This window comes from Microbacterium sp. NPDC088619 (assembly GCF_044752825.1).
GTDB lineage: Bacteria > Actinomycetota > Actinomycetes > Actinomycetales > Microbacteriaceae > Microbacterium.
This window is the reverse complement of the sequence record NZ_JBIVLZ010000002.1, coordinates 692,305-717,298: the sequence shown is the minus strand read 5'-3', so window position 1 is coordinate 717,298 and position 24,994 is coordinate 692,305. Positions and strand designations below refer to the sequence as shown.

Genomic DNA, 24,994 nt, shown 5'->3' with positions numbered 1-24,994 from the left:
GAGGTGCTGATGAGCGATCCGGTGTGGAACGTCATGCTTCCCACGTGTCCGTCCCGCACCTCGCTGGCACGTGTGGCGAACAAGTGGACTGCGATGATCGTCATCACCCTCAGCGACGGACCGGCGCGTTTCGGAGCGATCAGGGAGCGGGTCGGGGGCATCAGTGGAAAGGTGCTCTCGGAGACGCTTCGCGACCTGGAGCGCGACGGGCTGGTCACGCGCACCGCCTATGACGAGATGCCCCCCAGGGTCGAGTACGACCTCACACTGCTGGGGCGCACGCTTCGTGAGCCGTTAACCGCCCTCGGCCGCTGGGCGGAGGGTCATATCGAAGAGGTCCTCGTGGCGCGCGAGGAATACGACCGTCGATAGCCGTCGCCGTGGGGTTCGACCGCCCCGCCTTCGATGAAGCTGTCTATCCAGCCTCGCATCGGCCACTCGCCCCAGCGCTCGGCGAACAGGGCGCCGTTGCGCAGGATGTCGTCGAGGTGGCGCCACGGCGGAGAACCGGCCGGATGCCACTGGTGGTAGGCATGCGCGCCGCCGACCCATTGCACTCGCATGCCGAGCGACCGAGCCCGTCGGCCGAGGTCCGTGTCTTCGGCGCCGTACCCCTCGTACGCCTCGTCGAAGCCTTCGAGACGTGTCCACGCCTCCGCGGTCACCGCGAACGACAGCGACCAGAACAGGTCGAACTCGTCGTCCGTCGCCGCCACGATGCTCCCTTCGGCGGGCAGGGGGCGAGCCGGATGCGGTCGGGTCAGGGCGCTGAGTTCGAGCATCGTGGAGGGGCGCTGCACGCTGTGCAGGTAGGTCACCGGTCCGCAGAGCAGGTCGTGCGGGTGCGCCCGCGCGGCGCTGACGTATCTCTCGAGCAGGTCCGGCCCTGGCAGGCAGTCCACATCGAGGAACACCAGCAGGTCGGCACCGTGAGCGAGCGCGAGAGCGGCCGCGGCGTTGCGCGCCGCACCCACGCGCATGCCGTCGCGGCCGGGCGGCACATGGACGAAGAGGGGTGACGACCCTGCGGGGGGTGCGTCGATGTCGAGGCACGCCTCGACGCGCACGACGTCGATCCCCGGCGTGCGCACCTCGTCGAGGAATCGGCGCTGGCGCTGCAGATGGTCGAGACGGTTCACCGATGCCGGAGTGATGACGGCGACGCGGATGGTCATCGGGCCAGCTCCTCGATCGCGGCCGCTGCGCGGGCGGCGGCGCCAGACACCTGCCACGCATCCCAGCGAGGTTCGGCGTCGGCCGCGCGTCGGATGCCGTCGAACACGTCGGCAGGCGACGGGTCGGCCGAGACGATCTGGGCCAGGCCGCGCGCGCTGAGCGTCCGGGCCATGTCCTTCTGTTCGTCGAAGGGTCGCTCCTGGGCGATGACGACCGCTCGCGCATCTGCTGCCGCGAGGTCGGCGATGCTGTTCTGACCCGCGGCGCTCACGACGACGGTGGCGCGGCACAGCTGCGGCCACACGTCGTCGACGCGATCGTCTTCGCTCGTTCCCGCGTTCTCGACTGCCCAGCCGGCTTCGGTGAGCAGCTCGATCGTCTGCGCGAGTGTCAGCGGGTCGAGAGCGTGGCCGAGGAACAGCACGCGACGCACGTCGTCGTCTGCGGTGGGGTGGGCTCTGTCGTCATAGCGCGAGATCGCGCCCACCGCTCGCACGCGATCCTCGCGACCGACGAGGGCTTTCGCGGGGATCGTGCCCGGAGCCCAGGGAGCCAGGATGCGGTCCGCGAGGTCGTATCCGAGACGGTGCGGCGCGTCGGTGCGATCGCCGGGCTGTGCGACGGCGATCGTCGGCACCCCCAGCAGACGAACGAGGGTGGTGACCTCGACGCTGACGTCGACGACGAACACGGAGGTCGGGTGGATGGCCACCCAGTCGGCGATGGCGGCGAGACGAGCCTGGTGCCCGGGGTGCCCCAGCGGCGCCCAGTGCAGGGTGCCTCGGGCGGTGACATCGCCGAGCTCCCGCGCCTCGCGGCGCACTCCGTCGGCACCGGTGACCGCGTCGGAGTCGGAGGGCAGCTGCACCCAGATCGTCCTCGGGGCCAACGACTCGGGTTCGGGAAGGCTCGAGAACACGGTCACGTCGTCTGCGAGGTGCGGGCGGATCGCCTGCATCCGGGTCACGTGGCCCCACCCGTGATGATGCACGTACCAGCCGATCATGCCCCGACCGCCTCTACGAGATCGTGGGCCGGCACCGCACTCTGAGCGGCGACCGAGAGAACCCGCTCGATCTCGCGATGCCTGTGGTCGAGCGAGTGGCGGGCGGAGGCGGCGTCGCGCACGACCTGACGAGACAATCCGAGCCGCGACTGCTCGACGAGCGCCGTCGCGGCGTGGGCGAGGGCGTCGGTGTCGGCGGAGGGCACGATGGCGGTGCCGGGGATGCCGGCCAGCACCTCGCTGGTCCCACCGGAGTCGAATGCGGCGACGGGCGTGCCGGTCATGAGCGCTTCGGCCATCACCAGCCCGAAGGGCTCTGACCATACCGGGGTCACGAGAGCGACCGATGCAGCCCCGACGAGGGCCGAGAGCTCGGGCTGTCGCAGTGCGCCGACATAGTCGATGCCGCCCCCGAGGAGCGGTCGGACCTCCCGGTCGAAGTACGCGGCGTCGCCCACGCGCCCCGCGAGCTTCAGGCGCGCGCCCGCGCGTCGGGCGGCGATGATGGCGAGGTGTGGCGCCTTCTCGGGCACGATCCGTCCGAACCACACCCAGTCGCCTCGACCCATCCCCAGGCTCCACTGCGCCGCATCGACGCCGTTGGTGAAGACGAACGCCTCCACGCCCTCAGCCGACCACGCGCGCGCGGTGTACTGGCTGACCGCGAGGAACCTGTGCGGCGACGAGACGGTGAGCGCGTTCGAGGCGATCACCATGTCGGCGAGGGGCGGTGTGTGCAGTGTCGTGACGACCGGCACGCCGATGTCACGGCTCCAGAGGATCGGATCCCCGTGGAGGCTGTGGTTGTCGACGACATCGACGCTCGTCGCGGGGGAGTCGAGCCGATCCCGCACCCGCGCGAAGGCGTCGGTCATGAGACGGCGGTGCCCCTCGGGGAAGTCGGTGTCGGACGCATCCCGTGTCTGATGCCACCGAGGGCTCGGCAGATGCAGGGCGGTATCGTCACCGAGGAAGTCCGACCCTTCCGCGGCGCAGAGCTGCACGTCGTGACCGCGGCTGCGCAGCCAGCGCACGCGGTTCCACACCACGGCCTCGAGGCCGCCGGCGTGCGGCTGGCGAAGGGCGTGACGCTCGGGGGCGACGACCAGCACCCGCAACCGCTCGCGGACGATCACGCGCGTGCCCCCGTCGAGATCTCGGCGCATGCGGTGGCGTAGAGCGCGGCGTGCGCGTCGCGCACGGCCTCCCGTTCGACCACTCTCTCGGATCGTCGTCGATCGACCACCGCCGCTCGGGGCGATGAGGCGCGTGCGTCGGAGGCTCGCGCCACCGCCTCTACCAGCGTCTGCGGGTCGTCGAGATCGATGAGGAAGAAATCGTCCGGATGCTGCGACCCGATGTGCCCGATGTTCGTCCCGGCCACGGGGACCCCCAGGTCGTAGCAGAGCTCGACCCACCCCGAGTGCGTGCCGTGCAGGTAGGGCAGCACGAAGAGGTCGAGTCCGCCGATCCAGGCATCGATGCCCGCGTCGCTCAGCCGCGGAGTGCGGCGCACGCGCACCGCAGAGTGCTCGTCAGCGGCCGCGGTCACGAGGCCGGCGGCCGCGTCATCCCGGACGCGCTCATGCATCAGCACCTCGAACTCGACGGTTCGTCCGGTCTGCGCGAGCAGCGCGGCAGCGTCGACGGCCGCGCGGACCACGCGCTCTGCCGCGATGTTGGGACGCAGGTCTCGCAGGTGGATTCCGATCCTCAGGGTCTCGTCGACCGCGCGCTCTGCCACCGCGGCGCTGTCGAGCAGCGTGGGGTGAGCCAGCACCCGACTGCTGCGGTGCCAGCGCCGTTCGATCTCCTCCGCGGCCGTGGAGGTGAGCGTGATGAGGTGATCGGCCGACGGGATGATCACGTCGAGCAGGTCGCGATACGGCCGCTGATCGACCAGCTGCGGGTTCTCCAGGTCGTGCACGGTGTAGACGACCGGGCGGCCGAGCCGATGCGCGGTCTCGAGAGCCCCGCGCAGTTCGTCTGGGGAGAACGACTCGAGGCCGAAGTGCACGTGCAGCACGTCGAAGTCCGCGCCGTGTGATTCGAGCCACTGCGAGGTGAGCGCCACCGGCGGCCACCACACGTCGGCGGGCGCGCCCGGAACCGCGGGGTCGGGCAGCACACGCACACGGTGAGTGTCGGTGATGGCACGCACATAGGGGTGGGCGGCCGGAATCGAGGCGACGCGAATGAGGGCGGGTTCGGTGACGATGTGGTTCTCCGTTGGCGGGCTGAGCACCCGACGTGCGTGTATCGCGATGACGGAGGACCGTGGAGCAATGGGGACGCAAGACTGATGAGATCGAGGGGGTACGTTCGAATCATGAGCCATGATCCCGAACTACGCACGGCCGTTGCGCCGGCTGGCTCCCTGGTGCTAGCGCGTCGCCAACACTACTCGGAGTTCTACGGGCTGGCCCCGCTTCCCGAGAGATTCGGCGTCGTGCTCGGCAATTGCCAGGCCGAATCGCTGCGCATGGTGATCGATGCTCCTGAGCATCGCTTCGTGCGCGTTCCCGCCGTGCACGAGATGACCGCCGCCGATGCCGCGCGGCTGCACGAGATCGTGCGCACGGCCGACACCGTCGTGAGCCAGCCCATCCGCGACGACTATCGCGATCTGCCGTTGGGCACGCGCCAGATCGCCGCGGCGACGGACGCCCGGGTGCTGACCGTGCCCCCGGTGCGCTTCGCAGGCCTGCACCCCTTCCAGGCCGCGATCCGCGTGCCCGGAGTCGAGGGCGACCCGCCTGTCGTGGCCTATCACGACATCCGCACGCTCGCCGCCGCCGCCAGCATCCCGGTCGTCGCCGCGCTGGCACCCGACCAGGTGCGCGGCGTGGGGCGGTCCTCGATCGACACGCTGCGCGTACGCGAGCAGACAGCGGATGTGCCGGTCTCCGACCTGTTCGACTCGGTCACGGCCGATCACGCGCGCACCGTCAATCACCCGGGTGACGCGGTGTGGATGCCGCTGGGGGCTCGGCTGCTCGAGTCGCTCGGCCACTCGGGCGGGCCGACCGACCCCGGCCGGCCGCTCCTGAATTCGGTGCGGGCGCCGCTGCACCCCGAGGTCATCGAGGCCTGGGCGCTGCCCGACGAACCGCGCGCGCACTGGATCGTCGACGGCGCACCGATCGACGACGCCGAGGTGCGGGCCGCCCACCTCGAGTGGTACGCCGCCCATCCCGAGTTCGTCGACGCCGCCCTGACTCGTCTCTCTGCACTGCTCGACGTGTGGCGGGCTCGGTGAACGCCGCCCCGCTGCTGCTCGTGCACCCGGGCAGCCACGGCGTCGCGATGTACGGGCGGGAGATGGCCTCGGCCGTGCGGGCGCTCGACCCGTCGATCCTGACGATCGACGCAGCGGATCTGGATGCGGCATCGACCGATGACGCGCTGCACGTGCACTTCACCGATCGGCTGTGGGGTGATTCTCCCGAGCAGGCGTCGCTGGCGTTCGGCGCGCTCGCCGCTCGTCGCGCGGTCAGCGTCACGCTGCACGATGTGCCCCAGGCGTCGGACGGCGAGAGGAATCTGCCCCGCCGGCGAGCGGCGTACGCGGCGGTGGCCGCGGCGGCGCGAGGGGTGGCGGTCAACAGCGAGCACGAGCACGCGCTGCTGCGCGAGGAGCGAGTGTGGACCGGCCCCGCGGTGAGCATCCCGCTTCCGGTCGCGCTCGATGCCGACGTGCAGCGGATGCCGTCTGACGGATCCGTCGGTGTGCTCGGCTACTTCTACCCGGGCAAGGGGCATGATGAGGCGGCCCGCGCGGCGGCGCGTGCGGGCATCGGCAGGATGACGGTCCTCGGACGCGCCTCGGAGGGCCACACGGCCGAACTCGACGACTTCGTCCGCCGAGCCGGTGCCCTCGGGGTCGAGGTCGAGGTGACGGGCTGGCTCGACGACGCGGAGATCGCGAGACGGGGCCGCGCCGTGGCGGTGCCGGTCATCGCACATCGACATGTGTCGGCATCCGGCTCCCTGGCGTCCTGGATCGGCTGGGGCCGGCGGCCCGTCGCGGTGCGCAACCGCTACATGGACGAGATGGCGACGCTGCGCCCCGGAACGCTGCAGACGGTCGACGAAGCCGATCTCGCGGTCGCGGTGCGGCGGGCCTTCGAGCACCGGGAATCGACCTGGCACGGCCTGACGGCGCTGCCGATGTCGTGGCCGGAGGCCGCAGAGGCATACGTGCGCTGGTGGCGAGGGCTGGCGCGGTGACTCAGCGTCCGTGGGTCGTCGGAAACAGGTGGGACGCGCTCGACGGCGTGAACCCCGAGACCCTGCCGACGGTGTCGGTGATCGTCGCCCACTACGAGCAGCCGGCTGAGCTCGCCCGGACGCTGTTCGCCCTGTCGATGCAGGATTATCCTCCCGAGCTTCTCGAGATCGTCGTCACCGACGACGGCTCCGCCGGCGACGTCCGCGTGCCGGACGGGGTGATCCTCGTGCGGCAGGAGGACCGGGGCTTCCGCCTGGCGGCCGCACGCAATCTCGGTGTGCGGGCGAGCAGCGGCGAGGTGCTCTGCTTCCTCGATGCCGACACGGTCCCTGAGCCCGGGTACGTGCGTGCTCTCACCCGTCTGCCGGCGTTGCTTCCCGAGGCTGTCACCGTAGGGCGTCGTCGGCACGCGGATTTCTCGGGCATCGCCGGTGAGGTGCCCGTGCTCGAGGCGGTGACCGGTCGCGACCTCCCCGAGCCGGCGTGGCTCGCGCAGGAGTACGCCCGGAGCCGTGATCTGCTCGACGCCGACGATCGGTCGTACCGGTTCGTCATCGGCGCGGTGATCGCGTGCTCGCGGCGCATGTTCGACGAGACCGGCGGTTTCGACGAGTCCTTCTCGACATACGGCGGGGAGGACTGGGAGTGGGCGCATCGGATGTGGCAGGCGGGCGCGGTGCTGGCTCACGTGCCGGCAGCCGTCGCGTGGCACGACGGACCCGAGTGGGCTGAGCGCAGCGGTTCGGGGCTCGAACGTGCGAACGCGCAGTCCATGAGACTCGTCTCGTCGATCTCGGTGAGCGGTTCAGCCCCGCGAGGTCTGCTGTCGGACGTGCCCGACCTCGTGATCAGACTGCGCGGAACGCACACCGCGGAAGCGCTGTTCATCGCGGTGGATTCGATGCTCGCCGCGTTCCCCCTGGCGCGGGTAGTGGTCGATTCGGCGATCACTCCGTTCGGGGGAGATCCGCGCGTCGTGGTCGGCGGCGACGGGGTCGACGCGCGGGTGGTCTGGGAACTCGATCGACCCGTCGTGATCCTCGACGCCGCCTGGATCGCAGAGCGCGTCGCGGGTCTCGGCGTCGGCGCCGTCGGCGCCGTCGATCTCCTCGATGCCGAGGGCTCGTCGCTGGGAGTGCTGCGCTCGCGGCGAGCGATGCGCCGAGCCGTGCGGTGGGGCACGACGGAGACCTTCGAGTCCCGCCGGGCCGCCGCGGACGGCGTCTTCCTGCTGCGCACGGATCCGCGGGTGGAGGCGTGGGTCGGCGGATGGGGCACGCGCGATCAGTTCTGCTGAGCGTACAGTTCTCGTATGGGGAAACTTGAGTACAACAGCTCCCGGCCCGCGATCGAGATCGAGGACGCGACCTTGGCGCACGTCAAGATCGTGATCGGCACGAAGCTGCGCCGCAACGAGAGCTTCATGATGACCTGGCTGTCGAAGCCCGAGGGCGCAGCGGGTCGTCTGACCATCTGGGTGCACCCCGCCATTCCGCTCGTGTTCGAGTTCGATCTTCCGACCGTGCAGGCGATCGACCCCGCGCGGGTCGCTCACATGATGGATCAGCTGAACTCGCGGGGCGAACTCGTGCTCGACCAGCTCTGAGCCGTCACGGCCCGTCAGCGCGGATCAGAGCAGGTCGTAGTGCCCGCCGAAGGGGAAGTCGACGTCTCCTGTATCGCGGGCGTCGAAGAGCACCGTCGACTTGTTGACGGACACCTGTGAGCGGGGAGTGATCAGAAGACTCACCTCGCGGTTGCCGACGACGACGAACTCGACGAACGTGCCGGCCGTGGTGACCGCCTCTTCGATGCGCCGTTTGAGCTCGCCGAGGTCCTGGTCCTGAGCGAGTCGGTAGGTGATCCCGTCGGCCAGGATCTCCGTCTGCACCATCGTCTGCTGTTCTGCCATGCACTCCACATTACGAGGCATGCGGCCTGTTTCGGCAAATCGCTATCAGGCGCACCGGGTCGGGGCAAGGGGCGGGGTGAACCGCGGGAACTGCTCTAGAACGGAACCATGCAGACGATCATCTACGGCGGCGACGCCTATCTGACGGGGAATGAGATCGCGGATGCGCTGCTGGCATACGGACGTGCGCTGGGCCAAGAGGAACGCGCCGAGCTCGTCGAGATCCCGGTGCGCGAGCCCGACGGCGGAGTGGTCATGGCGAAGTTCCTGATCGGTCCTGCCAGCCAGATCGTGGCCAAGGAAGTGCCCGGCAAGGGGCCCGAACTCGAAGACCCCGAGCTGGTCGAACGCCTGCGCACACTCACCCGCGGAGTCGAATCGCCCACGGCCGCTCCGGTGGACATGTCCGACGACGACGCCTACGACCTCGGCTAGAGCCACGGCTGTCGCGGTGGGAGCGCTGCTCGGAACCCGAGCGGTCACTGATGTTCGGGGAGGATCGGGCTGGACCACCCGGGATCGCGGCCCATCTGCGCAGCACGCGAGACCGACGTCGTGCCGAAACGGTCGCGCAGCGTGTCGAGCACCGCGTCGAGCCGCTCTTCGTCGCCCCAGTCGATCGGCAGCTCGGGCTGCACCCGGTCGGCCTGATCGAGGTGAGACAGCGACAGCCCGATCAGGGTGATGCCGCGGTCGGCGATCTCGGGACGCGCTGCGGCGAGCAGCGTTCGGGCGACAGTGAGCAGAATCGCCGTGCGGTCGGTGGCCGAGCCGAGCGTGCGCGATCGGGTCGCCTTCGCGAAATCACCGAAGCGCAGCCGCAGCACCACCGACCGGCAGACGCGGTCGCCGTCGCGCAGCCGCCGCGCGAGCCGGTCGACGATCTGCGTCAGGATCAGGTCGAGTTCCTCAGCTGAGCGCGGGTTGCTGCCCAATGCGCGCTGCGATCCGATCGATCCGCGGCGGCGGGTCGTGTCGACCGGGCGCGGATCCCGCAGCCGGGCGAGGGCGTGCAGATGCGCGCCGACTGCCCTGCCCAGCATCCGCTCAGCGGTGGCGGCCTCGAGTTCAGCCAGCTGGCCGACGGTACGGATGCCGTAGCGCTGCAGCTTCTCGGCGGTGACCGCGCCCACGCCCCACAGCCGCTCGACCGGCAGCGGAAGCAGGAACTCCTCTTCGCGTTCGGGTTCGACCACGAGCAGTCCGTCGGGCTTGCTGACGGCGCTCGCGACCTTGGCGAGGAACTTCGTGCGCGCGACGCCGACCGAGATCGCCAGTCCGACCTCGGTGCGCACTCGCTCGCGCAGCCGCATCGCGACCTCTTCGGGGGTGCCGACGATGCGGCGCAGTCCGCCGACCTCGAGGAACGCCTCGTCGATCGAGAGTCCTTCGACGAGCGGCGTCGTGTCGCGGAAGATCGCGAAGACGTCTCTGCTCGCGGCCGAGTAGGCGTCCATGCGCGGCGGCACGACGACGGCATCCGGGCAGAGTCGCAGTGCCTGTCGTCCGCCCATCGCGGTGCGCACTCCTCGGGCCTTGGCCTCGTAGCTCGCCGCCAGCACGACGCCGCCGCCCACGATGACCGGCCTGCCGCGCAGCGCCGGCGCGTCACGCTGTTCGACCGAGGCGTAGAACGCGTCGAGGTCGGCGTGCAGCACGGTGGCTTCGCCCCGCATCCCGTCCTCCCGTCGACGTGCAGATCGTCGCACGGGCCGCGGACATCGGCGCGGGTCGGGGCGCGACCTCTCGGCAGGGCCTAGGTCCCGAGGCCCACGCGATCGACCTTGCGGTGGTACCGCATACCGGTGATGCCGCCGAGCACAGCACCCACGAGGGTCACGACGGCGGCGCCGACTGCCGTGAGGATGCCGGTGATGGTCGCCGTCTCGGCGGTGACCGGAATGCGGGGGAAGCCCTGCAGGTTGCCGAGGATGTCCCACTGCGAGCCGGCGATCGCGGCGAAGACGGCAATGACGATCGCGATCGCGATCGCCCAGATCCAGACCGCGACGCCCTGTTTGGCTCCACTGAAACGAGCCATGCGGCCGGCGACGTATCCGCCGGCGAAGTAGGCGACGAGCAGCACCGCGCCGATGACGATCGCGGCGATGATGGCACCGCCGCCTACCGCGGCCTCCGCCGCCTCATCGGCAGTGACATCGCCGCCGAGGCCGAGGGCTGCGCCGATCGCCGAGACGAGAGCGGTCAGCAGCACCGTGGCTCCCATCGCGGTCAGCCAGCCGAAGAACGCGGATCCGAACTTGAAGCCGCCGAACTCGGCCTTCTCGCGATCATGGACCTCGCTGCGGTTGATGACATCGCGATCGGCGGGTGCGACGCGATCGACGGGCACGACGTCGCGATCCGCGGGCACGACGACGTGCTCGGAGCCCGGGGCGGTGACCGGGGTGCCGACCTCGCGGGGCGGACGGGAATCTGGCGTGCTGTCGGATGCGCTCATGCTGCGACAGTAGGGATCCGTCGCCCGTCGAAGAAGGCGCTTGTTCGCAGGGCGACATGCGCGTATAAGGGCGCGACTTACGGCGTAAGCCCACGCGGTTTACACCGTAAGTCTGATGTGCGCAAGGGACGTGGTGAGATGCGATGAGGAGGTTTAGAAAGGGCCGACCGATCGCATCCGATCGGACCGCGAAAGGAGCCACCATGTCGGACAACCTTGAGACGACGAGCCCCCGAGGCTCGGGCGTGCAACCCACGAATCCGTCAGGCAAGGTCGATGCTGCCAAGCACGAGGCCGCTGACCTGAAGGACACCGCTTCGACCCAGGCGCAGGACGTCCTCGGCACGGCCAAGGACGGAGCAGCCAGCGTCATCGGCGAGGCGAAGACCCAAGCCAAAGACCTCTACGCGCAGACCCAGCGCGAGCTGACGGAACAGGCGAACACCCAGCAGCAGCGTCTGGCCGGCGGTCTCCGCTCGGTCAGTGACGAGCTCGGGTCGATGGCCTCGAACTCGACCGGCGGCGGAATCGCCGGCGATCTGGTGCAGCAGGTCTCGGGTCGCCTGTCGGCCTTCTCGACGTGGCTCGGCGACCGCGACCCGAGCTCGGTCCTCACCGAGGTCAAGGGCTACGCCCGCCGCAAGCCGGGAACCTTCATCCTGGCTGCAGCGATCGTCGGCGTCGTCGCGGGTCGGTTGACTCGAGCACTCGCCGCGAACGTCTCGGACGACAAGGGCGCCTCCCCGGCATCCACGTCGGTGCCTGCGCCCGCACCGGTGCAGATGCACCCGGATCCGTCCGTCCCTGTCCCGGTCGCGACGACCGCTGAAGCGCCTGGCGCGACCCCGCTCTACGCGCAGACCGCGTCAGAACGACCGGACATCCTCGGGGAGGCCGGTCATGACCGACCCCACGCCCTCTGAAGCCAAAGCCGCGTCGACCTCGCTCGGCGATCTGCTCGGAGAGGTGACCCGTGACATCTCGACGCTCATGCGCCAGGAGGTCACGCTCGCCAAGGCCGAGCTGAAGGACTCCGCTGCCAAGTCCGCCAAGGGAGCAGGGCTCATGGGTGCTGCCGGCTACGGCGCGCTGATGGCCGTGTTCTTCCTGTCCGTCGCCCTGTGGTGGGCGCTGGGCACGCTCATCGGCGGTGGTTGGTCAGGCGTAGTGGTCGCAGTGATCTGGGCGATCATCGCCGCGATCCTGTTCTTCGTTGGCCGCGGCCAGTTCTCGCAGGTCGAGGGTGCCCCCCAGACGGTGGACACCCTGAAAGAGATACCCGAAACGTTGAGAAGGAATGAGGAGAACCGATGAGTGATTCACCCGATGCTATCCGCGCCGACATCGAGCGCACCCGTGAAGACCTGGGCCTGGACGTCGACGCCCTCGCCGACAAGGTCTCGCCGTCGAAGATGGTCGACCGCCAGATGGACCGTGTTCGCGGCGTCTTCGGATCCGTCCGCGAGCGCGTGATGGGTGCCGCAGACGACGCCGGCTCTTCGCTCACCGGTGCGGGGTCGCACATGGGAGATGTGAAGGACCGCGCGGTCGCCAAGGCCGAGGGCAACCCGATGGCGGTCGGCCTGATCGCCTTCGGGGCCGGCCTGCTGCTCGCCTCACTGTTCCCCGCGTCGTCGAAGGAGAAGGACCTCGCCGCCGACGTCAAGGATCGGACGCAGCCCCTGGTCGACGAAGTCACGGATGCCGCGAAGGAGGTCGGCGAGCACCTCAAGGAGCCCGTCAAGACGTCGGTCGCCTCGGTGCAGGAGTCGGCGCAGGATTCGGTCGCCGCCGTCAAGGATGAGGCTCAGACCGCCGCACACGAAGTGAAGGACCAGGCGCAGCACTCCCGCGAGAACCTCGCGAACAGCTGACCCGCACGGACCAGGCGGACCCGCCTCGCGGCGGGTCCGCCGTCACGATGGAGGATCCTCGATGAACAGCACCACGCGCCGTCACGACCGCACTGCCCCGGACCCTGAGGTGGCGGACAAGCCCGACTCTCCCGACGATCTGCACAAGCGCTCATGGAAGTACGTCCTGCAGAAGACGATCCGCGAGTTCTCCTCCGATCAGTGCACCGACATCGCCGCGGCACTGACGTACTTCGCGGTGCTCTCGATCTTCCCCGGCCTCATCGCGGTCTTCTCGCTGCTCGGGGTGTTCGGGCAGGGACAGGCCGCCAGCGACGCAGTGCTCGAGATCGTCGAACAGGTCGCTCCGGGTGACACGGCAGACGCGATCCGCGGACCCGTCGAGCAGATCGCGGGTTCCGCGGCCGCCGGATTCGCTCTGGTGACCGGCATCCTGTTGGCGATCTGGTCTGCCTCCGGGTATATCGGGGCGTTCAGCCGGGCCATGAACCGCATCTATGAGATCGAAGAGGGTCGGCCCTTCTGGAAGCTCAAGCCGACCCAGCTGCTCGTCACGATCATCACGATCGTGCTTCTCGTGGTCGCTGCGGTGATTCTCGTCGTCTCAGGCCCCGTCACCGATGCGGTGGGAGACGCGCTGGGCCTCGGCGACGTGCCGAAGACGATCTGGTCCATCGTCAAGTGGCCGGTGCTCGCCCTTCTCGTCGTGCTGATCGTCGCGATCCTCTACTACGCCACCCCGAACGCCAAGCAGCCGAAGTTCCGCTGGATCAGCATCGGTGCTCTCCTGGCGATCATCGTCCTGGGCCTGGCCACCCTCGGCTTCGGGTTCTATGTGGCGAACTTCTCCAACTACGACCGCACCTACGGCTCTCTCGCCGGGATCATCGTCTTCCTGCTCTGGCTGTGGATCGCCAACCTCGCTCTGCTGTTCGGTGCGGAGTTCGACGCCGAGCTCGAGCGCGGGCGCCAACTGCAGGCCGGGATCGCGGCCGAAGAGGACATCCAGCTCCCTCCCCGCGATACGCGCAAAAGCGACAAAGCAGCCGAGAAGGAGCAGAAGGACATCGACGAGGGGCGGAGGATCCGCACGGAAGCCGGCGCGGACGACTGATCCGAGCGCGCTACTGCGTGAGCCGGAGATTCAGGCGATCGAGGAGGGCTTCGAGCGAGATGTCGAATTCCTCGTCGCTCCGCTCCTCACTCAGCAGCGGACGGAGACGCACGACCTCGGGCGCATTGGCCAGATCCTTCTGCCCGTCGTGCTCGGGGATGTCCGCTCCGCCCTCGTCCAGCGGCTCGGATGCGGGCCCGGTGTCTGCTCCGCGCACGGCGGACTCCAGAAGCAGGTGGCCCAGGAGCAGACTGGTGAACGAGCGATACGCGTCGACGGCCTGCTCGTCCGTGAACCCGTAGCCGATCAGCGCGCTCAGGAAGGTGTCGACCACCTCGACGCTCCGCAGGGGTGGTCGCAGCCACGGTGCCGCGGGGTGGCGCGTGGCTACGAGCGGGAACGCTCTCGGGTGGGCGATCGCGATGCTGCGGACCTCATGCGCGACGGCCTGAAGAAAACCCTGCCAGTGCTCGGTGAGGGTCGGATCGAGGTTCGCGTTCAGGTTGCCCATGAGCCGGGCGACGACGCCCTCGAGCAGATCTTCGCGCCCGTTGACGTACCGGTAGAGCGACATCGCCTCGACACCGAGCTGCTGCGCCAGCGATCGCATCGACAGGGCCTGTGGGCCGATGGTGTCGATCTGCGCCAGAGCGGTGCCGATGATCAGCTCTCGGCTCAGACCCGGAGGTGCGGGGCGAGCCGGCTTCGGCTGCGAACGTTTCGGCATGCCCCCACGGTACTCGGCTCAGGCGGCGACGAGGCGAGAAGAGAAGGTGCGGATGCGGTGGACGAGCGCGTCGAACGTGGCGTCGAAGGCGGCGGCTGTGCCGATCCTGGCGGGGTCGCGGACCGACCAGTGCAGGTCGTCGCTGTCGCGGAGTCGTTCGTGGGCGTCGTCGCACACTGTGATCACCAGGTCGCCGTCGGTGCGCACGTCGTCGAGGTGGCGGGGATGATGATCGCTGTCGATGGCGAGCCCGTGTCGGGCGGCCGCCGCGGTGGCCTCAGGGTTCACCGCCTCGGCTGGTCTGGTGCCTGCCGAGGCGACGGCCACCGGGCTCACGTCGCGCCAGATGACCTCGGCGAGCTGCGATCGCGCGGAGTTCGCCGTGCAGACGAACAGCACCCGCCGCGGGGGAGTGAAGCTGGGCGGCGCGAGCGTGTCGAAGACCTCGGGGCGCAGGCCGATGTAGCTGCGTCTGCGGTCGAACTCGGAGCGGGCGCGGGTGATGATCTGCGCCGACTCGAGCACGCCGAGATGGTGGGCGATCAGGTTCGAGCGCAGATCGAGCGTCGTCCCGATCTCGGAGGAGGAGAGGTCGCCCAGGGTGAGCAGGTCGACGATGCGCAGGCGCGTCTGATCGGCGAGTGCGGCGAAGATGCCGGCGCGGCGTTCGAGATCGGTCATCGTCTCCATCCATATCACGCGGCGGAGGGTGTGTCCATGGCCATTGACTCAATCTGCATTGACCCTATTCTGGTCGTCGCGAGTCCGCGAACGCGGGCTCGGAGAGGAATGGACATATGGGTATCGGAAGCGGCATCGCGCTCTTCGTCATCGGAGCGATCCTCGTCTTCGCACTCAACATCGACACCGGCGGCTACGTCGATCTCGACCTGATCGGCTACATCCTCATGGGCGCAGGAGTCGTCGTGTTCCTGATCAGCCTCATCCTCGTGATGCGCAGTCGGCGCACCGAGACCGTCGACCGCACCGCCGTCGACCCCGCGACCGGCGAGCGTGTCACCCGCCGCAGCATCCGCGACAACGAGCCCCTCGCCTGATCCCGGCATGACCGAGGCGCAGCGCGGCACCGGCGCGATCGTCGTCGGTGCCGCAGCGACCCTCGCGTTCGTCGTGCTTCGGGCCGCAGTGGCCCTCGGCGGTCATCAGCCGCTCGCCATCGACATCTGGTGGCACGACCTCATGGTGGCGTTGAGCAGCGACGCCTGGCTCGTCGTCGCCTGGGTGCCTGCCGTCATCGGCGGCACGATCGGCATGATCGTGGTCGGCGCGCTGCTGATCGCCGCCTTCCTCTGGCGCGGTCGGCGGTGGGATGCGGCGACGCTGGCGATCGCGATGGTCACCGTGGTCGCGATCGGCGCGACCATGGCTGCGGTGATCGGCCGCACGCGTCCGATCGACTCGCTGGCAGAGAGCGTGGCGACCTCGTTCCCGTCCGGGCACACCGCGGTCGCCACGACGGTCGTGGTGATCCTCGGACTCGTGCTGCGTCGCGGATGGGTCTGGGTCGTCGGTGTCGCGTGGGTCGCGCTCATGATGTGGAGCCGCACCTACCTCCACGCCCATTGGCTCAGCGATGTGGTCGCGGGAATGCTCGAGGGCGTCGCCGTCGCCACGTTCGTCTGGGCCTGTGTCTCGGCGATGCGCGCGCGCCGCCTCGCTCGGGACCGCAGCATGTCAGACACCTCCGAAGAACCGATCGAAAGCACAGTGAACCCATGAACACTCGCGACTCGGCCGCCTCCACCGCGAGGGCCGCTCAGGACTCGACCGCCTTCCGCGTCCTCGCCCGCGTCGGCTATGTCGTGCTCGGCATCCTGCACATCCTCATCGGCGGGATCGCGATCTCGATCGCCACGGGCGGCGGCGGCGAGAACGCCGACCAGGGCGGCGCCATGCAGCAGATCCAGGAGTCGCCCGCGGGCGTGTTCCTGCTCTGGCTGATCGTGCTCGGGCTGCTCGCACTCGCGATCTGGCAGATCGCCGAGGCCGTCGTCGAGCGTGATCCCGATGCGAAGAAGATGTGGGCGCACCGGGCGAAGTTCGTGGGCACTGCCGTCGCCTACCTGGCGATCGGCGCGACGGCTCTGGTCTATGCGCTCGGCGGCCAGTCGCAGTCGTCCGAGTCGTCGCAGTCGTTCAGCGCGAAGCTGCTGGCGGTGCCCGCGGGCGTCGTGCTGCTCGTGCTGGTGGGACTCGGGGTGGTCGCGGTCGGAATCGCGTTCATCGTTCGTGGGATCACTCGCGCGTTCATGGAGCACCTCTCCGTCCCATCGGCGAAGGCCCGCTCGGGGATCGCCGCGTTCGGAGTGGCGGGCTACGTCGCCAAGGGCATCGCGGTCGGTGTGGCCGGCGTGCTCTTCGTCATCGCGGCGCTCACCCACGACCCCGAGACCGCCGGTGGCCTCGACTCGGCGCTGCGCGCTCTGGCAGGGCTCCCCTTCGGCGCAGTCATCCTGTGGGTCGTCGGCGCCGGCCTCGCCCTCTACGGCCTGTTCTGCTTCGCCCGCGCGCGCTACGCCCGGATGTGAGTCGACGGCCGCCCGTCGTACTCCGCGTCGGTGATGTGCTCTTTCCAGATGGTCGTCGTCGCGGGGTCGTCGCCGCTCTCCAGCATCGCGATGTGCTCCATGAACGTGCCCTCCGCCGACGCGTGCCAGTGATCCTGGCCCGGTGGGGTGTAGAGCGTCTGCCCCGGGTGCACTTCGATGATCTCGCCGTCGCGGGTGCCGAAGCGGGCGATGCCCTGGGTCACACGCAGGTACTGTCCTCGCGCGTGCGAGTGCCAGGCCGTGCGGGCACCCGGTGCGAACTTCACGATCGCGACCGACATGCGCTGGTCGCTCTCATGCGGCACGGCGATCATGTCGACCCAGACGTCACCGGCGAACTGCTCCGGCGGGTTCTTGGCGGTCGGCTGGACGGGTTCGAGGTTCATTGCTCCACTCCTTCTCTGTGCGGCGGGCGATGTCTGCGACGGGAGGGCCGTGGTCGACGACCCTCCCGCACGCAGGACGGGTTCAGTCGGTGGTGAGCAGCACCTTGGTGGCGCGACGCTCGTCCATGGCCTCGTATCCCTCGGCCGCCTGCTCGATGGGCAGCGTCAGGTCGAAGACGATGCCCGGATCGATCTGGTCGGTCATGATGAGGTCGATCAGCTCGGGGAGGAAGCGGCGCACGGGCGCAGGGCCGCCCAGCAGGCTGACGGTCGAGAAGAACAGGTCGAGTCCGTCGAGCTCGACGCCGTGGCTGACGCCGACGTAGCCGACGTGACCGCCCGGACGCGTGGCGTGGATCGCCTGCATCATCGACTCCTGCGTGCCGACGGCCTCGACCGTGGAGTGCGCGCCGTAGCCGCCGGTGAGCTCCTTGATCTTCGCGACGCCGGCATCGCCGCGCTCCTCGACGATGTCGGTCGCCCCGAACTTCGTCGCGAGAGCCTGGCGATCGGCGTGACGTGACATCGCGATGATGCGCTCGGCACCGAGCTGCTTGGCGGCGAGGATGGCGAGCAGTCCGACGGCCCCGTCTCCGACGACCGCCACGGTCTTGCCCGGCCCCGCCTCGGCGGCGACGGCGGCGAACCAGCCCGTGCCGAGCACATCGGATGCCGCCAGCAGGCTGCGGGTCTGCGCCGGGGTCGGATCGCCCTCGACCGTGACGAGCGTGCCGTCGGCGAGGGGGATGCGCGCGTAGTCGGACTGCGTGCCGACGCCACCCATCATGACCTGGTGGATGCACCGCGACTGGAAGCCGGCCTGGCAGATCTCGCACGTGTTGTCGGAGGCGACGAACGACCCCACGACGAAGTCGCCGACCTTGATGTCGTGGACCTCGTCGCCGATCTGCTCGACGATCCCGATGTACTCGTGGCCCATCGGCGTGGGGCTGTTCACCGGCTCGATGCCGCGGTACGGCCAGAGGTCCGATCCGCAGATGCAGGCGGCAGTGACCCGGATGATCGCGTCCGTGGGCTCGACGATGGTGGGCCTGGCGATCTGGTCGACGCGGACGTCTCCGGGGGCGTGCATGATGACGGCGCGCATGGTGTCTGTGCTCATGGTGTCCAGCCTGCACCTCTCGCAGCGCGAGAGGGAGTCCCTGTTGAGGGGTGTACTGCGAGTGCCTCCCTCAACGCGTCGGTGCGGGGTAGCGTCCTGAGCATGGACAACAGATCCGAGGTCCGCGAGTTCCTCATGACCCGCCGTGCGCGCGTCGCGCCGGAGTCGGTCGGCATCGCCCCCGGCACGAACCGACGCGTCGAGGGATTGCGACGCAGCGAGGCGGCGGCTCTCGCCGGCGTCAGCGTGGAGTACTACGCCAAGCTCGAGCGGGGTGCGATCGCGGGAGCCTCGGCGGCCGTGCTCGACTCCCTGGCGTCGGCTCTTCAGCTCGATGAGGCCGAACGGGCGCACCTTCTCGACCTCGCCCGTGCGGCCGACGGCATCCCTTCGAGTGGCCGGTCTCGGCGGCGCACGTCGAAGCCCGGTGCCACCCGCCCCAGCCTGGAGTGGGCGCTGGCGTCGATCACCGACGCGATCGCGTTCGTCCGCGACCCCCGTCAGAACCTGGTCGCCACGAACGACCTCGCCCGCGCGTTCTACTCGCCGGTGATCGGCGACGGCGGGCGCACCCCGAATCTCGCCCGCTTCCAGTTCCTCGACCCGGCGGCGCGGGAGTTCTATCCGGATTGGGATCTCTTCGCCGAGATGTGCGTCGCGATCATGCGCGCCGAAGCCGGGCGCGATCCGCACGACAAGGGCCTGCAGGATCTCGTGGGCGAGCTGTCGACCCGCAGCGAGACGTTCCGGCGGCTGTGGGCGGCGCACGATGTGCGTATCCACGGCGCCGGCACGAAGCGGTTCCACCATCCGCTCGTCGGAGAACTGACGCTCGCGTACGAAGAGCTCGCCATCACGGCCGAACCGGGCAACGTGCTGCTGGTCTATTCGGCCGAACCGGGCTCGCCCTCGGCCGAGCGCCTCGCGCTGCTCGCCTCATGGTCGACGCGGCAGCGCAGCGCCGAGCCCGCGAGCGACGCGACCCGAGGCTGACGTCCCCTCCCGTCCCAGATGGTTGCTTCCGGTCTACAGTTGCACTTTCGCAACCAATAGGCGTATAGTTGACTCTTATCAACTTTCTACACAGGAGCTCTCCACTGTGACCAACATCTCTCACACCTCTTCAGCCGAGGCGCCACGCTCGCCTCGCGAGGTCTTCACCGCGATCTCCGGCCTCGTCGTCGGCATGTTCGTCGCCGTGCTCTCGGGCACCGTGGTGTCGACCTCGATGCCCGTCATCATCGCCGACCTCGGCGGCACCCAGTCGCAGTACACCTGGGTCATCACGGCCAGCCTTCTGGCGACCGCCGTCTCGACGCCCATCTGGGGCAAGCTCGCCGACCTCGTCGATCGCAAGATCCTCGTGCAGCTGTCTCTCATCATCTTCACCGTCGGCACCGTGATCGCAGGCTTCTCGACCGACACGAACATGCTCATCGCCGTGCGCGTGATCCAGGGCATCGGCGTGGGCGGACTGATGTCGCTCGTCATGATCGCGGTCGCCCTCATCATCTCGCCGCGCGAGCGCGGCAAGTACATGGGTGTGGTCGGCGGCATCATGGCCCTCGGCACGATCGGCGGCCCGCTGCTCGGCGGGCTCCTCACCGACGTGTGGGGCTGGCGCTCCAACTTCTTCGTCGGCGTGCCCTTCGCGATCCTGGCCCTCGTGCTGCTGCAGTTCACGCTGCACCTGCCCAAGCCGCAGCGCGACCGCAAGGTCTCGATCGACTACTTCGGCATCGTCCTGCTCGCCGTCGGCGTCTCGACCCTGCTCATCTGGGTCTCGATGGGGGGCAGCGAGTTCGATTGGGATTCGTCGACCAGCATCATCCTCGCCGTCATCGCCGGTGTCGCGATCGCCGGCTTCATCGCCGTCGAGTTCTTCGTCAAGGAACCGATCGTTCCGATGTCGCTGTTCCGCAACCGCACCTTCACGCTGTCGGTCATCGCCTCCATCGCCATCGGCGTCTCGATGTTCGCGACCTCGGTGTTCCTCGCCCAGTACTTCCAGCTCGCGCGCGGTGCCACACCCACCGAGTCCGGACTCATGACGATCCCGATGATCATCGGCCAGATGGGTGCGTCGATCATCATCGGCCAGCTCGTCAGCCGGTTCGGCAAGTGGAAGGGCTGGATGCTCACGGGCTCCGTGCTGACCACGGTCGGCGTCAGCCTGATGTCGACGCTGCGCTACGACACGCCGTTCCCGCTGGTCGCGGTCTACATGTTCGTGCTCGGCGCAGGCCTCGGCATGGTCATGCAGAACCTCACCCTCATCGTGCAGAACGACACCGCTCCGCAGCAGCTGGGTGCAGCCTCGTCGAACGTCAACTTCTTCCGCACGATCGCGGGCACCATCGGCGTGACCGTCATGGGCGCGACCCTCTCGACGAGCGTCGCGAACTACATCACCGATGCGCTCGACGGCTTCGCGCCGACGACGCCCGAGGAGGTCGACGCGCTGAAGCACCTCGCCTCGGGTGACGTGCCGAAGGTCACGCAGCTCCCCGACACGATCCGCACGATCGTCGAGGGCGCCTACGGCCACGGCATCGCCGACGCGTTCATCATCGCCATCCCGCTCGCGGTGATCGCCATCCTCGCGATCGCGTTCATCAAGAACAAGCCGCTGTCGACGAAGAACGCCGCCGAGCAGCTGCGCGAGCAGGCGGAGGAGTCCGTTCTCGAGGTCTCCGAAGCCGAGGTCGGCGCCACGATGTCGACCGGAGCGATCCGACTCTCGGGCGTCGACTCCGCCTCGCCGTCCACCGGATCGGTGACCGTGCTCGAGCGAGACGACCAGGAGCCGAGGCGCTGACATGGCCACCCCCGTGGCGGTCGAGTCCGCCGACGTCGACACCGCGCTCGGCGACCTGCAGACGCATCTGAACCTCATCTTCGCGAGGACCAGGACGCTCTGGAAGGAGTCGGCGGCGCGCATCGACCCCGAGCTGCAGGTGGGCGGGTACAAGCTGCTGACCTTCATCGAACGGGCTGAGTCGGCGAACGCGCACGAGCTGGCCGAACGCTTCGAGATGGACAAGTCGGTCATCAGCCGCCAGGTGCGGATGCTCGAGGAGCTCGGACTGATCGAGTCCCGGCCCGACCAGCGAGACGGCCGTCTGCGCGTGCTGACGCCGACACCGGCCGCCTGCGCCGCGCTCGTCGAGCTGCGGCGAGACCACGCCTCGCGGCTGCGGACCGTCGTGGCCGAGCTCACACCGGACGAGATCCAGGCGGCATCCAAGGTCTTCCGTCTGCTGGCCGAGGTCTGATCCGGGTCCGAGAATGCGCATCGATCGAAGCCCCGCCGTCTCTGAGACGGCGGGGCTTCGCCGTAAGCTGGCGACCATGAGTGCCTCGCCCGACGAACCCGCCCGAGAGGGCGCGCCCGCCGCTGATCCCGCAGGTGCCGAGCCCCTCGATCCGGCCGAGCTCGACCACGCGATCTCGAGGGTCGAGCACGAACTGGGGCGACTCTTCGCCCGCATCCGAGTGAGCTGGCGCGAGGCGGCGACGACCGTGCACCCCGACCTTCAACCCCTCGGATACCAGGTGCTGACCTCGATCGCCACGGGCAAGGCGACTTCTGCCGGTGCCATCATCGAGCGCCTGCAGACCGACAAGTCGGCCGTGAGCCGGCACGTGCGACAGCTCGAGCAGCTCGGTCTGGTCGAGAGCGTTCCGGATCCTGACGATCGCCGGGCGCGGGTGCTCGTCGCGACCGAGCTCGCGCAGGAACGGGTCGCCCTGGCTCGCTCGCGCTATGAGGAACGGCTCGGGGAGCGGCTGCGCCGCTGGTCGGCCGAGGACCTCGATCACTTCGCCGAGCTGCTCGCCGCGTTCGGCGACTGACCGACGTCGAGGGCGCTCTCGCCGCGGAAGGGCTGGACTCGGCGACCACACCCGGACGAGACTGATTCCACCACTACGGGAATGAGGAACAGTCATGGCATACAGGGTCGGATACTTCGTCGGAAGCCTCTCGTCCACCTCGATCAACCGCATCCTCGCGACGGCGCTGATCAAGCTCGCTCCGTCTGATCTCGAGTTCTTCGAGATCCCGATCCGAGACCTCCCTCTCTACAGTCAGGACTACGACTCCGACTACCCCGCGGTGGCGGTGGATCTCAAGGAGTCGATCGCCTCGGCGGATGCCGTGCTCTTCGTCACCCCGGAGTACAACCGCTCGATCCCCGGCGGCCTCAAGAACGCGATCGACTGGGCCTCTCGGCCATGGGGCCAGAACTCTTTCGACCACATCCCCGCCGCGGTGATCGGAGCATCGGTCGGTGCGATCGGCACGGCGGTCGCCCAGCAGAGCCTGCGTGGCGTCCTCAGCTTCTGCAACGCCCGCCAGATGACCGCCCCCGAGGCCTACATCCAGTTCTCGCCCGACACCTTCTCGGATGACGGCACGGTCACGAACGAGGGCACGGCGAAGTTCCTTCGCGACTACCTGGTCGAGTTCCGCGACCACATCGAGCGCGTACTCACCGTGCTGCCGCGCGACACGGATTCGTGAATCGGCCGCGTCGCAGGTCGTCGCGGCCGCTGCGCCACCGTATCCGCGTAGCCTGAAGGACATGACGCTCACGAAAGCCCGCACCGCCGTCGAGGTCGTCGACTGGAGGCGTCGGGTCTTCGCCCTCTACGACGCGGTGCGACGCGCGGACTCCGCCGAAGAGGCGCACGAGCTGTGGCGCATCGAGCGCGACGACCTGATGCTGCATCACGCGGCGACCCCGCTGCTGGCTGACGACCGCCCGCTCTTCGAGGGGCTGCCGGTCGCCTCCTACGACCCGCAGTGGCGATTCGAGCTGCCCATCCTGCCCGCGGAGCCGGGAGGCTTCGACTTCGCGACCGGCACCGACGGCGTCGTGCCGTTCGAGCGAATCGGCAGGGTGGAGGTCCCCGACACCGGGTCCCTCGACGTGTGGCGGCTGACGACCTACGGCGGCGGGATCTTCGTCCCGGTGCGCGACGCGCTCGCCGGTCGCCCCGGCGGCACGTACGGGGGAGGCCGCTACCTGATCGACACGATCAAGGGTGCGGACCTCGGATCGGATGCCGAGCGCGGCACCATCGTGCTCGACTTCAACTTCGCCTACAACCCGTCCTGCGCGTACGACCCCGCATGGGCGTGCCCGCTCGCCCAGCCCGGCAACGTGCTGCCGGTGGCGGTTCCCGTGGGCGAGATGTACGGCGGCGCAGCAGGCTGAGCATCCGGCTTGCATATCGCGGCGGGGGAATACCGCACCCCTCGCGCGCCTTACCCCTGAGCGTGACTCTCTTCGAACCGGCCGTCTTCGGCGCCCTCCAGTTGTCCAACCGCGTCGTCATGGCGCCTCTCACCCGCACGCGTGCAGATGATGACGGCGTGCCGACCGAGACGATGGTCGAGTACTACCGCCAGCGGGCGGGTCAGGGCCTCATCATCTCGGAGGGGACGTGGCCGGCGGCCGAGGGCAAGTCGTACTCCGGACAGCCCGGCATCGTCACGACCGAGCAGATCGCCGGCTGGCGGCCCGTCGCCGACGCCGTGCACGAAGCGGGCGGCGCCATCGTCATGCAGCTGATGCACGGCGGGCGCGTCTCGCATCCTGCGATCTCGGGTGAGCCGCGCGTCGTCGCCCCGAGCGCACTCGCCGCTCCCGGCCAGACCCACACTCCTGAGGGCAAGGTCGACATGCCTGTCGCCCACGCCCTGACCCTCGACGAGATCCCGATGGTCGTCGAGCAGTTCGCGCAGGCCGCGCGCAACGCGATCGCCGCGGGCTTCGACGGCGTCGAGGTGCACGGAGCCAACGGCTACCTCGTGCAGGAGTTCCTCTCCCCGGTGTCGAACATCCGCGACGACCGGTACGGCGGTTCGCCCGAGAATCGCGCCCGCTTCGCGATCGAGGTCACCACTGCGGTCGTCGAGGCCGTCGGCGCCGACCGCACCGGAATCCGTCTGTCGCCGCAGCACAACATCCAGGGCGTCCTCGAAGAGGACGACGACGATGCACTCGCCACCTACCTCGCCGTCGCCGAAGGGCTCGCGCCCCTCGGTCTCGCCTTCGTCGACATCCTCAACGCCGCTCCGACGAGCGAACTCGTGCAGCGCATCCGCCGCACCTTCGGCGCGCCCCTCATCATCAACTCCGGTTTCGCTTCGGTGACGACCCGTGACGAGGCCGAGACCCTCGTCGCCGAAGAGTGGGCGGATGCCGTGGCGGTCGGCCGCCCCGCCATCGCCAACCCCGACCTGGTCGAGCGGTGGCGTCAGGACACCGAGCTCAACGAGCCGCGCCCCGCGCTGTTCTACGGCCGCACCGCCGAGGGATACACCGACTATCCGTCGCTGGAGTCCGTGCGCACCGACGCCTGAGTTCGGGTGCTTCTCGGGCGCATGATGTGCCCCTGTCGGGG

The 24,994-nt window shown here is 69.2% G+C and carries 31 protein-coding genes; 20 read left to right on the top strand and 11 right to left on the bottom strand.

Going from position 1 to position 24,994, the window contains the following annotated elements; genetic code table 11:
• The first annotated feature begins 9 nt into the window (after window positions 1-9).
• Window positions 10-372: a winged helix-turn-helix transcriptional regulator gene (locus ACIP5T_RS18085; RefSeq protein WP_400866596.1), complete on the top strand. Its 363-nt coding sequence runs from the start codon at window positions 10-12 to the stop codon at window positions 370-372.
• On the opposite strand, the gene ACIP5T_RS18080 is transcribed toward ACIP5T_RS18085, so the two are convergent.
• From ACIP5T_RS18080 to ACIP5T_RS18065, 4 genes are read right to left on the bottom strand one after another with little or no spacing between them, the layout of a single operon-like run.
• Window positions 324-1,175: a glycosyltransferase gene (locus tag ACIP5T_RS18080; protein WP_400866594.1), complete on the bottom strand. Its 852-nt coding sequence runs from the start codon at window positions 1,173-1,175 to the stop codon at window positions 324-326. The genes ACIP5T_RS18085 and ACIP5T_RS18080 overlap by 49 nt on opposite strands.
• Window positions 1,172-2,182, bottom strand: a complete 1,011-nt coding sequence (locus ACIP5T_RS18075) for a hypothetical protein (protein ID WP_400866591.1) — start codon at window positions 2,180-2,182, stop codon at window positions 1,172-1,174. The genes ACIP5T_RS18080 and ACIP5T_RS18075 overlap by 4 nt, the downstream gene beginning before the upstream one ends.
• Window positions 2,179-3,348: a glycosyltransferase gene (locus tag ACIP5T_RS18070; protein WP_400866588.1), complete on the bottom strand. Its 1,170-nt coding sequence runs from the start codon at window positions 3,346-3,348 to the stop codon at window positions 2,179-2,181. The genes ACIP5T_RS18075 and ACIP5T_RS18070 overlap by 4 nt, the downstream gene beginning before the upstream one ends.
• The gene (locus tag ACIP5T_RS18065) at window positions 3,315-4,427 is read right to left on the bottom strand and encodes a glycosyltransferase family 4 protein (RefSeq protein WP_400866585.1); all 1,113 of its coding nucleotides are present in this window, start codon (window positions 4,425-4,427) and stop codon (window positions 3,315-3,317) included. The genes ACIP5T_RS18070 and ACIP5T_RS18065 overlap by 34 nt, the downstream gene beginning before the upstream one ends.
• Window positions 4,428-4,511: 84 nt before the next feature.
• Between ACIP5T_RS18065 and ACIP5T_RS18060 the strand changes: the two genes are divergently transcribed.
• The 4 genes from ACIP5T_RS18060 to ACIP5T_RS18045 are packed head-to-tail and all read left to right on the top strand — an operon-like array spanning window position 4,512 to window position 8,019.
• Window positions 4,512-5,441: a WcbI family polysaccharide biosynthesis putative acetyltransferase gene (locus ACIP5T_RS18060; RefSeq protein ID WP_400866582.1), complete on the top strand. Its 930-nt coding sequence runs from the start codon at window positions 4,512-4,514 to the stop codon at window positions 5,439-5,441.
• Window positions 5,438-6,412 carry a hypothetical protein gene (locus ACIP5T_RS18055; protein WP_400866579.1) on the top strand — a complete coding sequence of 325 codons (975 nt, stop codon included), beginning with the start codon at window positions 5,438-5,440 and terminating at the stop codon, window positions 6,410-6,412. Before ACIP5T_RS18060 ends, ACIP5T_RS18055 begins: the two co-directional genes overlap by 4 nt.
• Complete coding sequence (locus tag ACIP5T_RS18050; RefSeq protein ID WP_400866576.1) at window positions 6,409-7,710, top strand: glycosyltransferase family 2 protein; 1,302 nt, start codon at window positions 6,409-6,411, stop codon at window positions 7,708-7,710. The genes ACIP5T_RS18055 and ACIP5T_RS18050 overlap by 4 nt, the downstream gene beginning before the upstream one ends.
• A gap of 15 nt (window positions 7,711-7,725) precedes the next feature.
• Window positions 7,726-8,019 (top strand): hypothetical protein, encoded by a 294-nt coding sequence (locus ACIP5T_RS18045; protein WP_400866573.1) that lies wholly within the window; start codon window positions 7,726-7,728, stop codon window positions 8,017-8,019.
• A gap of 24 nt (window positions 8,020-8,043) precedes the next feature.
• Here ACIP5T_RS18045 and ACIP5T_RS18040 read toward each other — a convergent pair whose 3' ends face one another.
• Entirely contained in the window at window positions 8,044-8,325 is a 282-nt protein-coding gene (locus ACIP5T_RS18040) for a hypothetical protein (protein WP_400866570.1), read from the bottom strand.
• A gap of 108 nt (window positions 8,326-8,433) precedes the next feature.
• Here ACIP5T_RS18040 and ACIP5T_RS18035 point away from each other — a divergent pair, with 108 nt between their 5' ends.
• The gene (locus ACIP5T_RS18035) at window positions 8,434-8,760 is read left to right on the top strand and encodes a hypothetical protein (RefSeq protein ID WP_400866567.1); all 327 of its coding nucleotides are present in this window, start codon (window positions 8,434-8,436) and stop codon (window positions 8,758-8,760) included.
• Window positions 8,761-8,804: 44 nt separating this feature from the next.
• Here the strand turns inward: ACIP5T_RS18035 and dinB are convergent, their stop codons facing one another.
• Together dinB and ACIP5T_RS18025 are read right to left on the bottom strand one after the other, a co-directional pair.
• On the bottom strand, window positions 8,805-10,001 hold the full coding sequence (dinB, locus tag ACIP5T_RS18030) for a DNA polymerase IV (RefSeq protein WP_400866564.1): 1,197 nt from the start codon (window positions 9,999-10,001) through the stop codon (window positions 8,805-8,807).
• A gap of 80 nt (window positions 10,002-10,081) precedes the next feature.
• On the bottom strand, window positions 10,082-10,786 hold the full coding sequence (locus ACIP5T_RS18025; protein ID WP_400866561.1) for a hypothetical protein: 705 nt from the start codon (window positions 10,784-10,786) through the stop codon (window positions 10,082-10,084).
• A 203-nt stretch (window positions 10,787-10,989) separates the two neighbouring features.
• On the opposite strand from ACIP5T_RS18025, the gene ACIP5T_RS18020 reads away from it, so the two are divergent.
• The 4 genes from ACIP5T_RS18020 to ACIP5T_RS18005 all read left to right on the top strand — a co-directional run bounded on the left by ACIP5T_RS18020 (window position 10,990) and on the right by ACIP5T_RS18005 (window position 13,774).
• Window positions 10,990-11,709, top strand: a complete 720-nt coding sequence (locus ACIP5T_RS18020; protein WP_400866558.1) for a hypothetical protein — start codon at window positions 10,990-10,992, stop codon at window positions 11,707-11,709.
• A complete protein-coding gene (locus tag ACIP5T_RS18015; RefSeq protein ID WP_400866555.1) occupies window positions 11,687-12,100 on the top strand; it encodes a phage holin family protein in 414 nt (137 codons plus the stop codon). The genes ACIP5T_RS18020 and ACIP5T_RS18015 overlap by 23 nt, the downstream gene beginning before the upstream one ends.
• Window positions 12,097-12,660: a DUF3618 domain-containing protein gene (locus ACIP5T_RS18010; protein ID WP_400866552.1), complete on the top strand. Its 564-nt coding sequence runs from the start codon at window positions 12,097-12,099 to the stop codon at window positions 12,658-12,660. The genes ACIP5T_RS18015 and ACIP5T_RS18010 overlap by 4 nt, the downstream gene beginning before the upstream one ends.
• Window positions 12,661-12,721: 61 nt before the next feature.
• A complete protein-coding gene (locus ACIP5T_RS18005) occupies window positions 12,722-13,774 on the top strand; it encodes a YihY/virulence factor BrkB family protein (RefSeq protein WP_400866549.1) in 1,053 nt (350 codons plus the stop codon).
• Between the two features lie 10 nt (window positions 13,775-13,784).
• On the opposite strand, the gene ACIP5T_RS18000 is transcribed toward ACIP5T_RS18005, so the two are convergent.
• Together ACIP5T_RS18000 and ACIP5T_RS17995 are read right to left on the bottom strand one after the other, a co-directional pair.
• Window positions 13,785-14,501, bottom strand: coding sequence for a TetR/AcrR family transcriptional regulator (locus tag ACIP5T_RS18000; protein ID WP_400866546.1), 717 nt, complete (start codon window positions 14,499-14,501; stop codon window positions 13,785-13,787).
• An 18-nt stretch (window positions 14,502-14,519) separates the two neighbouring features.
• Entirely contained in the window at window positions 14,520-15,182 is a 663-nt protein-coding gene (locus tag ACIP5T_RS17995) for an ArsR family transcriptional regulator (RefSeq protein ID WP_400866543.1), read from the bottom strand.
• A 116-nt stretch (window positions 15,183-15,298) separates the two neighbouring features.
• Here ACIP5T_RS17995 and ACIP5T_RS17990 point away from each other — a divergent pair, with 116 nt between their 5' ends.
• From ACIP5T_RS17990 to ACIP5T_RS17980, 3 genes are read left to right on the top strand one after another with little or no spacing between them, the layout of a single operon-like run.
• Complete coding sequence (locus tag ACIP5T_RS17990; protein ID WP_042540012.1) at window positions 15,299-15,559, top strand: DUF6458 family protein; 261 nt, start codon at window positions 15,299-15,301, stop codon at window positions 15,557-15,559.
• A 7-nt stretch (window positions 15,560-15,566) separates the two neighbouring features.
• Entirely contained in the window at window positions 15,567-16,241 is a 675-nt protein-coding gene (locus ACIP5T_RS17985) for a phosphatase PAP2 family protein (RefSeq protein ID WP_400866539.1), read from the top strand.
• Window positions 16,238-17,050 carry a DUF1206 domain-containing protein gene (locus ACIP5T_RS17980; RefSeq protein WP_400866536.1) on the top strand — a complete coding sequence of 271 codons (813 nt, stop codon included), beginning with the start codon at window positions 16,238-16,240 and terminating at the stop codon, window positions 17,048-17,050. Before ACIP5T_RS17985 ends, ACIP5T_RS17980 begins: the two co-directional genes overlap by 4 nt.
• Here ACIP5T_RS17980 and ACIP5T_RS17975 read toward each other — a convergent pair.
• Both ACIP5T_RS17975 and ACIP5T_RS17970 read right to left on the bottom strand, forming a co-directional pair.
• Window positions 17,035-17,457 carry a cupin domain-containing protein gene (locus tag ACIP5T_RS17975; protein ID WP_400866533.1) on the bottom strand — a complete coding sequence of 141 codons (423 nt, stop codon included), beginning with the start codon at window positions 17,455-17,457 and terminating at the stop codon, window positions 17,035-17,037. The genes ACIP5T_RS17980 and ACIP5T_RS17975 overlap by 16 nt on opposite strands.
• Before the next feature lie 82 nt (window positions 17,458-17,539).
• A complete protein-coding gene (locus ACIP5T_RS17970; RefSeq protein WP_400867013.1) occupies window positions 17,540-18,565 on the bottom strand; it encodes a zinc-dependent alcohol dehydrogenase family protein in 1,026 nt (341 codons plus the stop codon).
• A 117-nt stretch (window positions 18,566-18,682) separates the two neighbouring features.
• Between ACIP5T_RS17970 and ACIP5T_RS17965 the strand changes: the two genes are divergently transcribed.
• From ACIP5T_RS17965 to ACIP5T_RS17935, 7 genes are all read left to right on the top strand, one after another.
• Window positions 18,683-19,573: a helix-turn-helix transcriptional regulator gene (locus tag ACIP5T_RS17965; RefSeq protein WP_400866530.1), complete on the top strand. Its 891-nt coding sequence runs from the start codon at window positions 18,683-18,685 to the stop codon at window positions 19,571-19,573.
• Window positions 19,574-19,679: 106 nt separating this feature from the next.
• Window positions 19,680-21,398: a DHA2 family efflux MFS transporter permease subunit gene (locus ACIP5T_RS17960; protein WP_400866527.1), complete on the top strand. Its 1,719-nt coding sequence runs from the start codon at window positions 19,680-19,682 to the stop codon at window positions 21,396-21,398.
• Window position 21,399: 1 nt separating this feature from the next.
• Entirely contained in the window at window positions 21,400-21,855 is a 456-nt protein-coding gene (locus ACIP5T_RS17955; protein ID WP_400866524.1) for a MarR family winged helix-turn-helix transcriptional regulator, read from the top strand.
• Between the two features lie 76 nt (window positions 21,856-21,931).
• Window positions 21,932-22,435 carry a MarR family winged helix-turn-helix transcriptional regulator gene (locus ACIP5T_RS17950; protein WP_400866521.1) on the top strand — a complete coding sequence of 168 codons (504 nt, stop codon included), beginning with the start codon at window positions 21,932-21,934 and terminating at the stop codon, window positions 22,433-22,435.
• Between the two features lie 94 nt (window positions 22,436-22,529).
• Window positions 22,530-23,105, top strand: a complete 576-nt coding sequence (locus tag ACIP5T_RS17945) for an NADPH-dependent FMN reductase (protein ID WP_400866518.1) — start codon at window positions 22,530-22,532, stop codon at window positions 23,103-23,105.
• Window positions 23,106-23,166: 61 nt separating this feature from the next.
• Complete coding sequence (locus tag ACIP5T_RS17940) at window positions 23,167-23,802, top strand: DUF1684 domain-containing protein (protein WP_400866515.1); 636 nt, start codon at window positions 23,167-23,169, stop codon at window positions 23,800-23,802.
• Between the two features lie 62 nt (window positions 23,803-23,864).
• Window positions 23,865-24,953 (top strand): alkene reductase, encoded by a 1,089-nt coding sequence (locus tag ACIP5T_RS17935; RefSeq protein WP_400866512.1) that lies wholly within the window; start codon window positions 23,865-23,867, stop codon window positions 24,951-24,953.
• The last annotated feature ends 41 nt before the right edge of the window (window positions 24,954-24,994 follow it).

What these genes read in the sequence shown, in the direction of transcription:
- ACIP5T_RS17950 (WP_400866521.1), top strand. Translation starts at nt 21,932, where the DNA reads ATGAGTGCCTCGCCCGACGAACCCGCCCGAGAGGGCGCGCCCGCCGCT.
- ACIP5T_RS18045 (WP_400866573.1), top strand. Translation starts at nt 7,726, where the DNA reads ATGGGGAAACTTGAGTACAACAGCTCCCGGCCCGCGATCGAGATCGAG.
- ACIP5T_RS17955 (WP_400866524.1), top strand. Translation starts at nt 21,400, where the DNA reads ATGGCCACCCCCGTGGCGGTCGAGTCCGCCGACGTCGACACCGCGCTC.
- dinB (WP_400866564.1), bottom strand. Translation starts at nt 10,001, where the DNA reads ATGCGGGGCGAAGCCACCGTGCTGCACGCCGACCTCGACGCGTTCTAC.
- ACIP5T_RS17985 (WP_400866539.1), top strand. Translation starts at nt 15,567, where the DNA reads ATGACCGAGGCGCAGCGCGGCACCGGCGCGATCGTCGTCGGTGCCGCA.
- ACIP5T_RS18075 (WP_400866591.1), bottom strand. Translation starts at nt 2,182, where the DNA reads ATGATCGGCTGGTACGTGCATCATCACGGGTGGGGCCACGTGACCCGG.
- ACIP5T_RS17980 (WP_400866536.1), top strand. Translation starts at nt 16,238, where the DNA reads ATGAACACTCGCGACTCGGCCGCCTCCACCGCGAGGGCCGCTCAGGAC.
- ACIP5T_RS17940 (WP_400866515.1), top strand. Translation starts at nt 23,167, where the DNA reads ATGACGCTCACGAAAGCCCGCACCGCCGTCGAGGTCGTCGACTGGAGG.
- ACIP5T_RS17975 (WP_400866533.1), bottom strand. Translation starts at nt 17,457, where the DNA reads ATGAACCTCGAACCCGTCCAGCCGACCGCCAAGAACCCGCCGGAGCAG.
- ACIP5T_RS18035 (WP_400866567.1), top strand. Translation starts at nt 8,434, where the DNA reads ATGCAGACGATCATCTACGGCGGCGACGCCTATCTGACGGGGAATGAG.
- ACIP5T_RS18085 (WP_400866596.1), top strand. Translation starts at nt 10, where the DNA reads ATGAGCGATCCGGTGTGGAACGTCATGCTTCCCACGTGTCCGTCCCGC.
- ACIP5T_RS18070 (WP_400866588.1), bottom strand. Translation starts at nt 3,348, where the DNA reads ATGCGCCGAGATCTCGACGGGGGCACGCGCGTGATCGTCCGCGAGCGG.
- ACIP5T_RS18060 (WP_400866582.1), top strand. Translation starts at nt 4,512, where the DNA reads ATGAGCCATGATCCCGAACTACGCACGGCCGTTGCGCCGGCTGGCTCC.
- ACIP5T_RS17945 (WP_400866518.1), top strand. Translation starts at nt 22,530, where the DNA reads ATGGCATACAGGGTCGGATACTTCGTCGGAAGCCTCTCGTCCACCTCG.
- ACIP5T_RS18015 (WP_400866555.1), top strand. Translation starts at nt 11,687, where the DNA reads ATGACCGACCCCACGCCCTCTGAAGCCAAAGCCGCGTCGACCTCGCTC.
- ACIP5T_RS18020 (WP_400866558.1), top strand. Translation starts at nt 10,990, where the DNA reads ATGTCGGACAACCTTGAGACGACGAGCCCCCGAGGCTCGGGCGTGCAA.
- ACIP5T_RS17965 (WP_400866530.1), top strand. Translation starts at nt 18,683, where the DNA reads ATGGACAACAGATCCGAGGTCCGCGAGTTCCTCATGACCCGCCGTGCG.
- ACIP5T_RS18000 (WP_400866546.1), bottom strand. Translation starts at nt 14,501, where the DNA reads ATGCCGAAACGTTCGCAGCCGAAGCCGGCTCGCCCCGCACCTCCGGGT.
- ACIP5T_RS18005 (WP_400866549.1), top strand. Translation starts at nt 12,722, where the DNA reads ATGAACAGCACCACGCGCCGTCACGACCGCACTGCCCCGGACCCTGAG.
- ACIP5T_RS17970 (WP_400867013.1), bottom strand. Translation starts at nt 18,565, where the DNA reads ATGCGCGCCGTCATCATGCACGCCCCCGGAGACGTCCGCGTCGACCAG.
- ACIP5T_RS17995 (WP_400866543.1), bottom strand. Translation starts at nt 15,182, where the DNA reads ATGACCGATCTCGAACGCCGCGCCGGCATCTTCGCCGCACTCGCCGAT.
- ACIP5T_RS18025 (WP_400866561.1), bottom strand. Translation starts at nt 10,786, where the DNA reads ATGAGCGCATCCGACAGCACGCCAGATTCCCGTCCGCCCCGCGAGGTC.
- ACIP5T_RS18040 (WP_400866570.1), bottom strand. Translation starts at nt 8,325, where the DNA reads ATGGCAGAACAGCAGACGATGGTGCAGACGGAGATCCTGGCCGACGGG.
- ACIP5T_RS17990 (WP_042540012.1), top strand. Translation starts at nt 15,299, where the DNA reads ATGGGTATCGGAAGCGGCATCGCGCTCTTCGTCATCGGAGCGATCCTC.
- ACIP5T_RS18080 (WP_400866594.1), bottom strand. Translation starts at nt 1,175, where the DNA reads ATGACCATCCGCGTCGCCGTCATCACTCCGGCATCGGTGAACCGTCTC.
- ACIP5T_RS18010 (WP_400866552.1), top strand. Translation starts at nt 12,097, where the DNA reads ATGAGTGATTCACCCGATGCTATCCGCGCCGACATCGAGCGCACCCGT.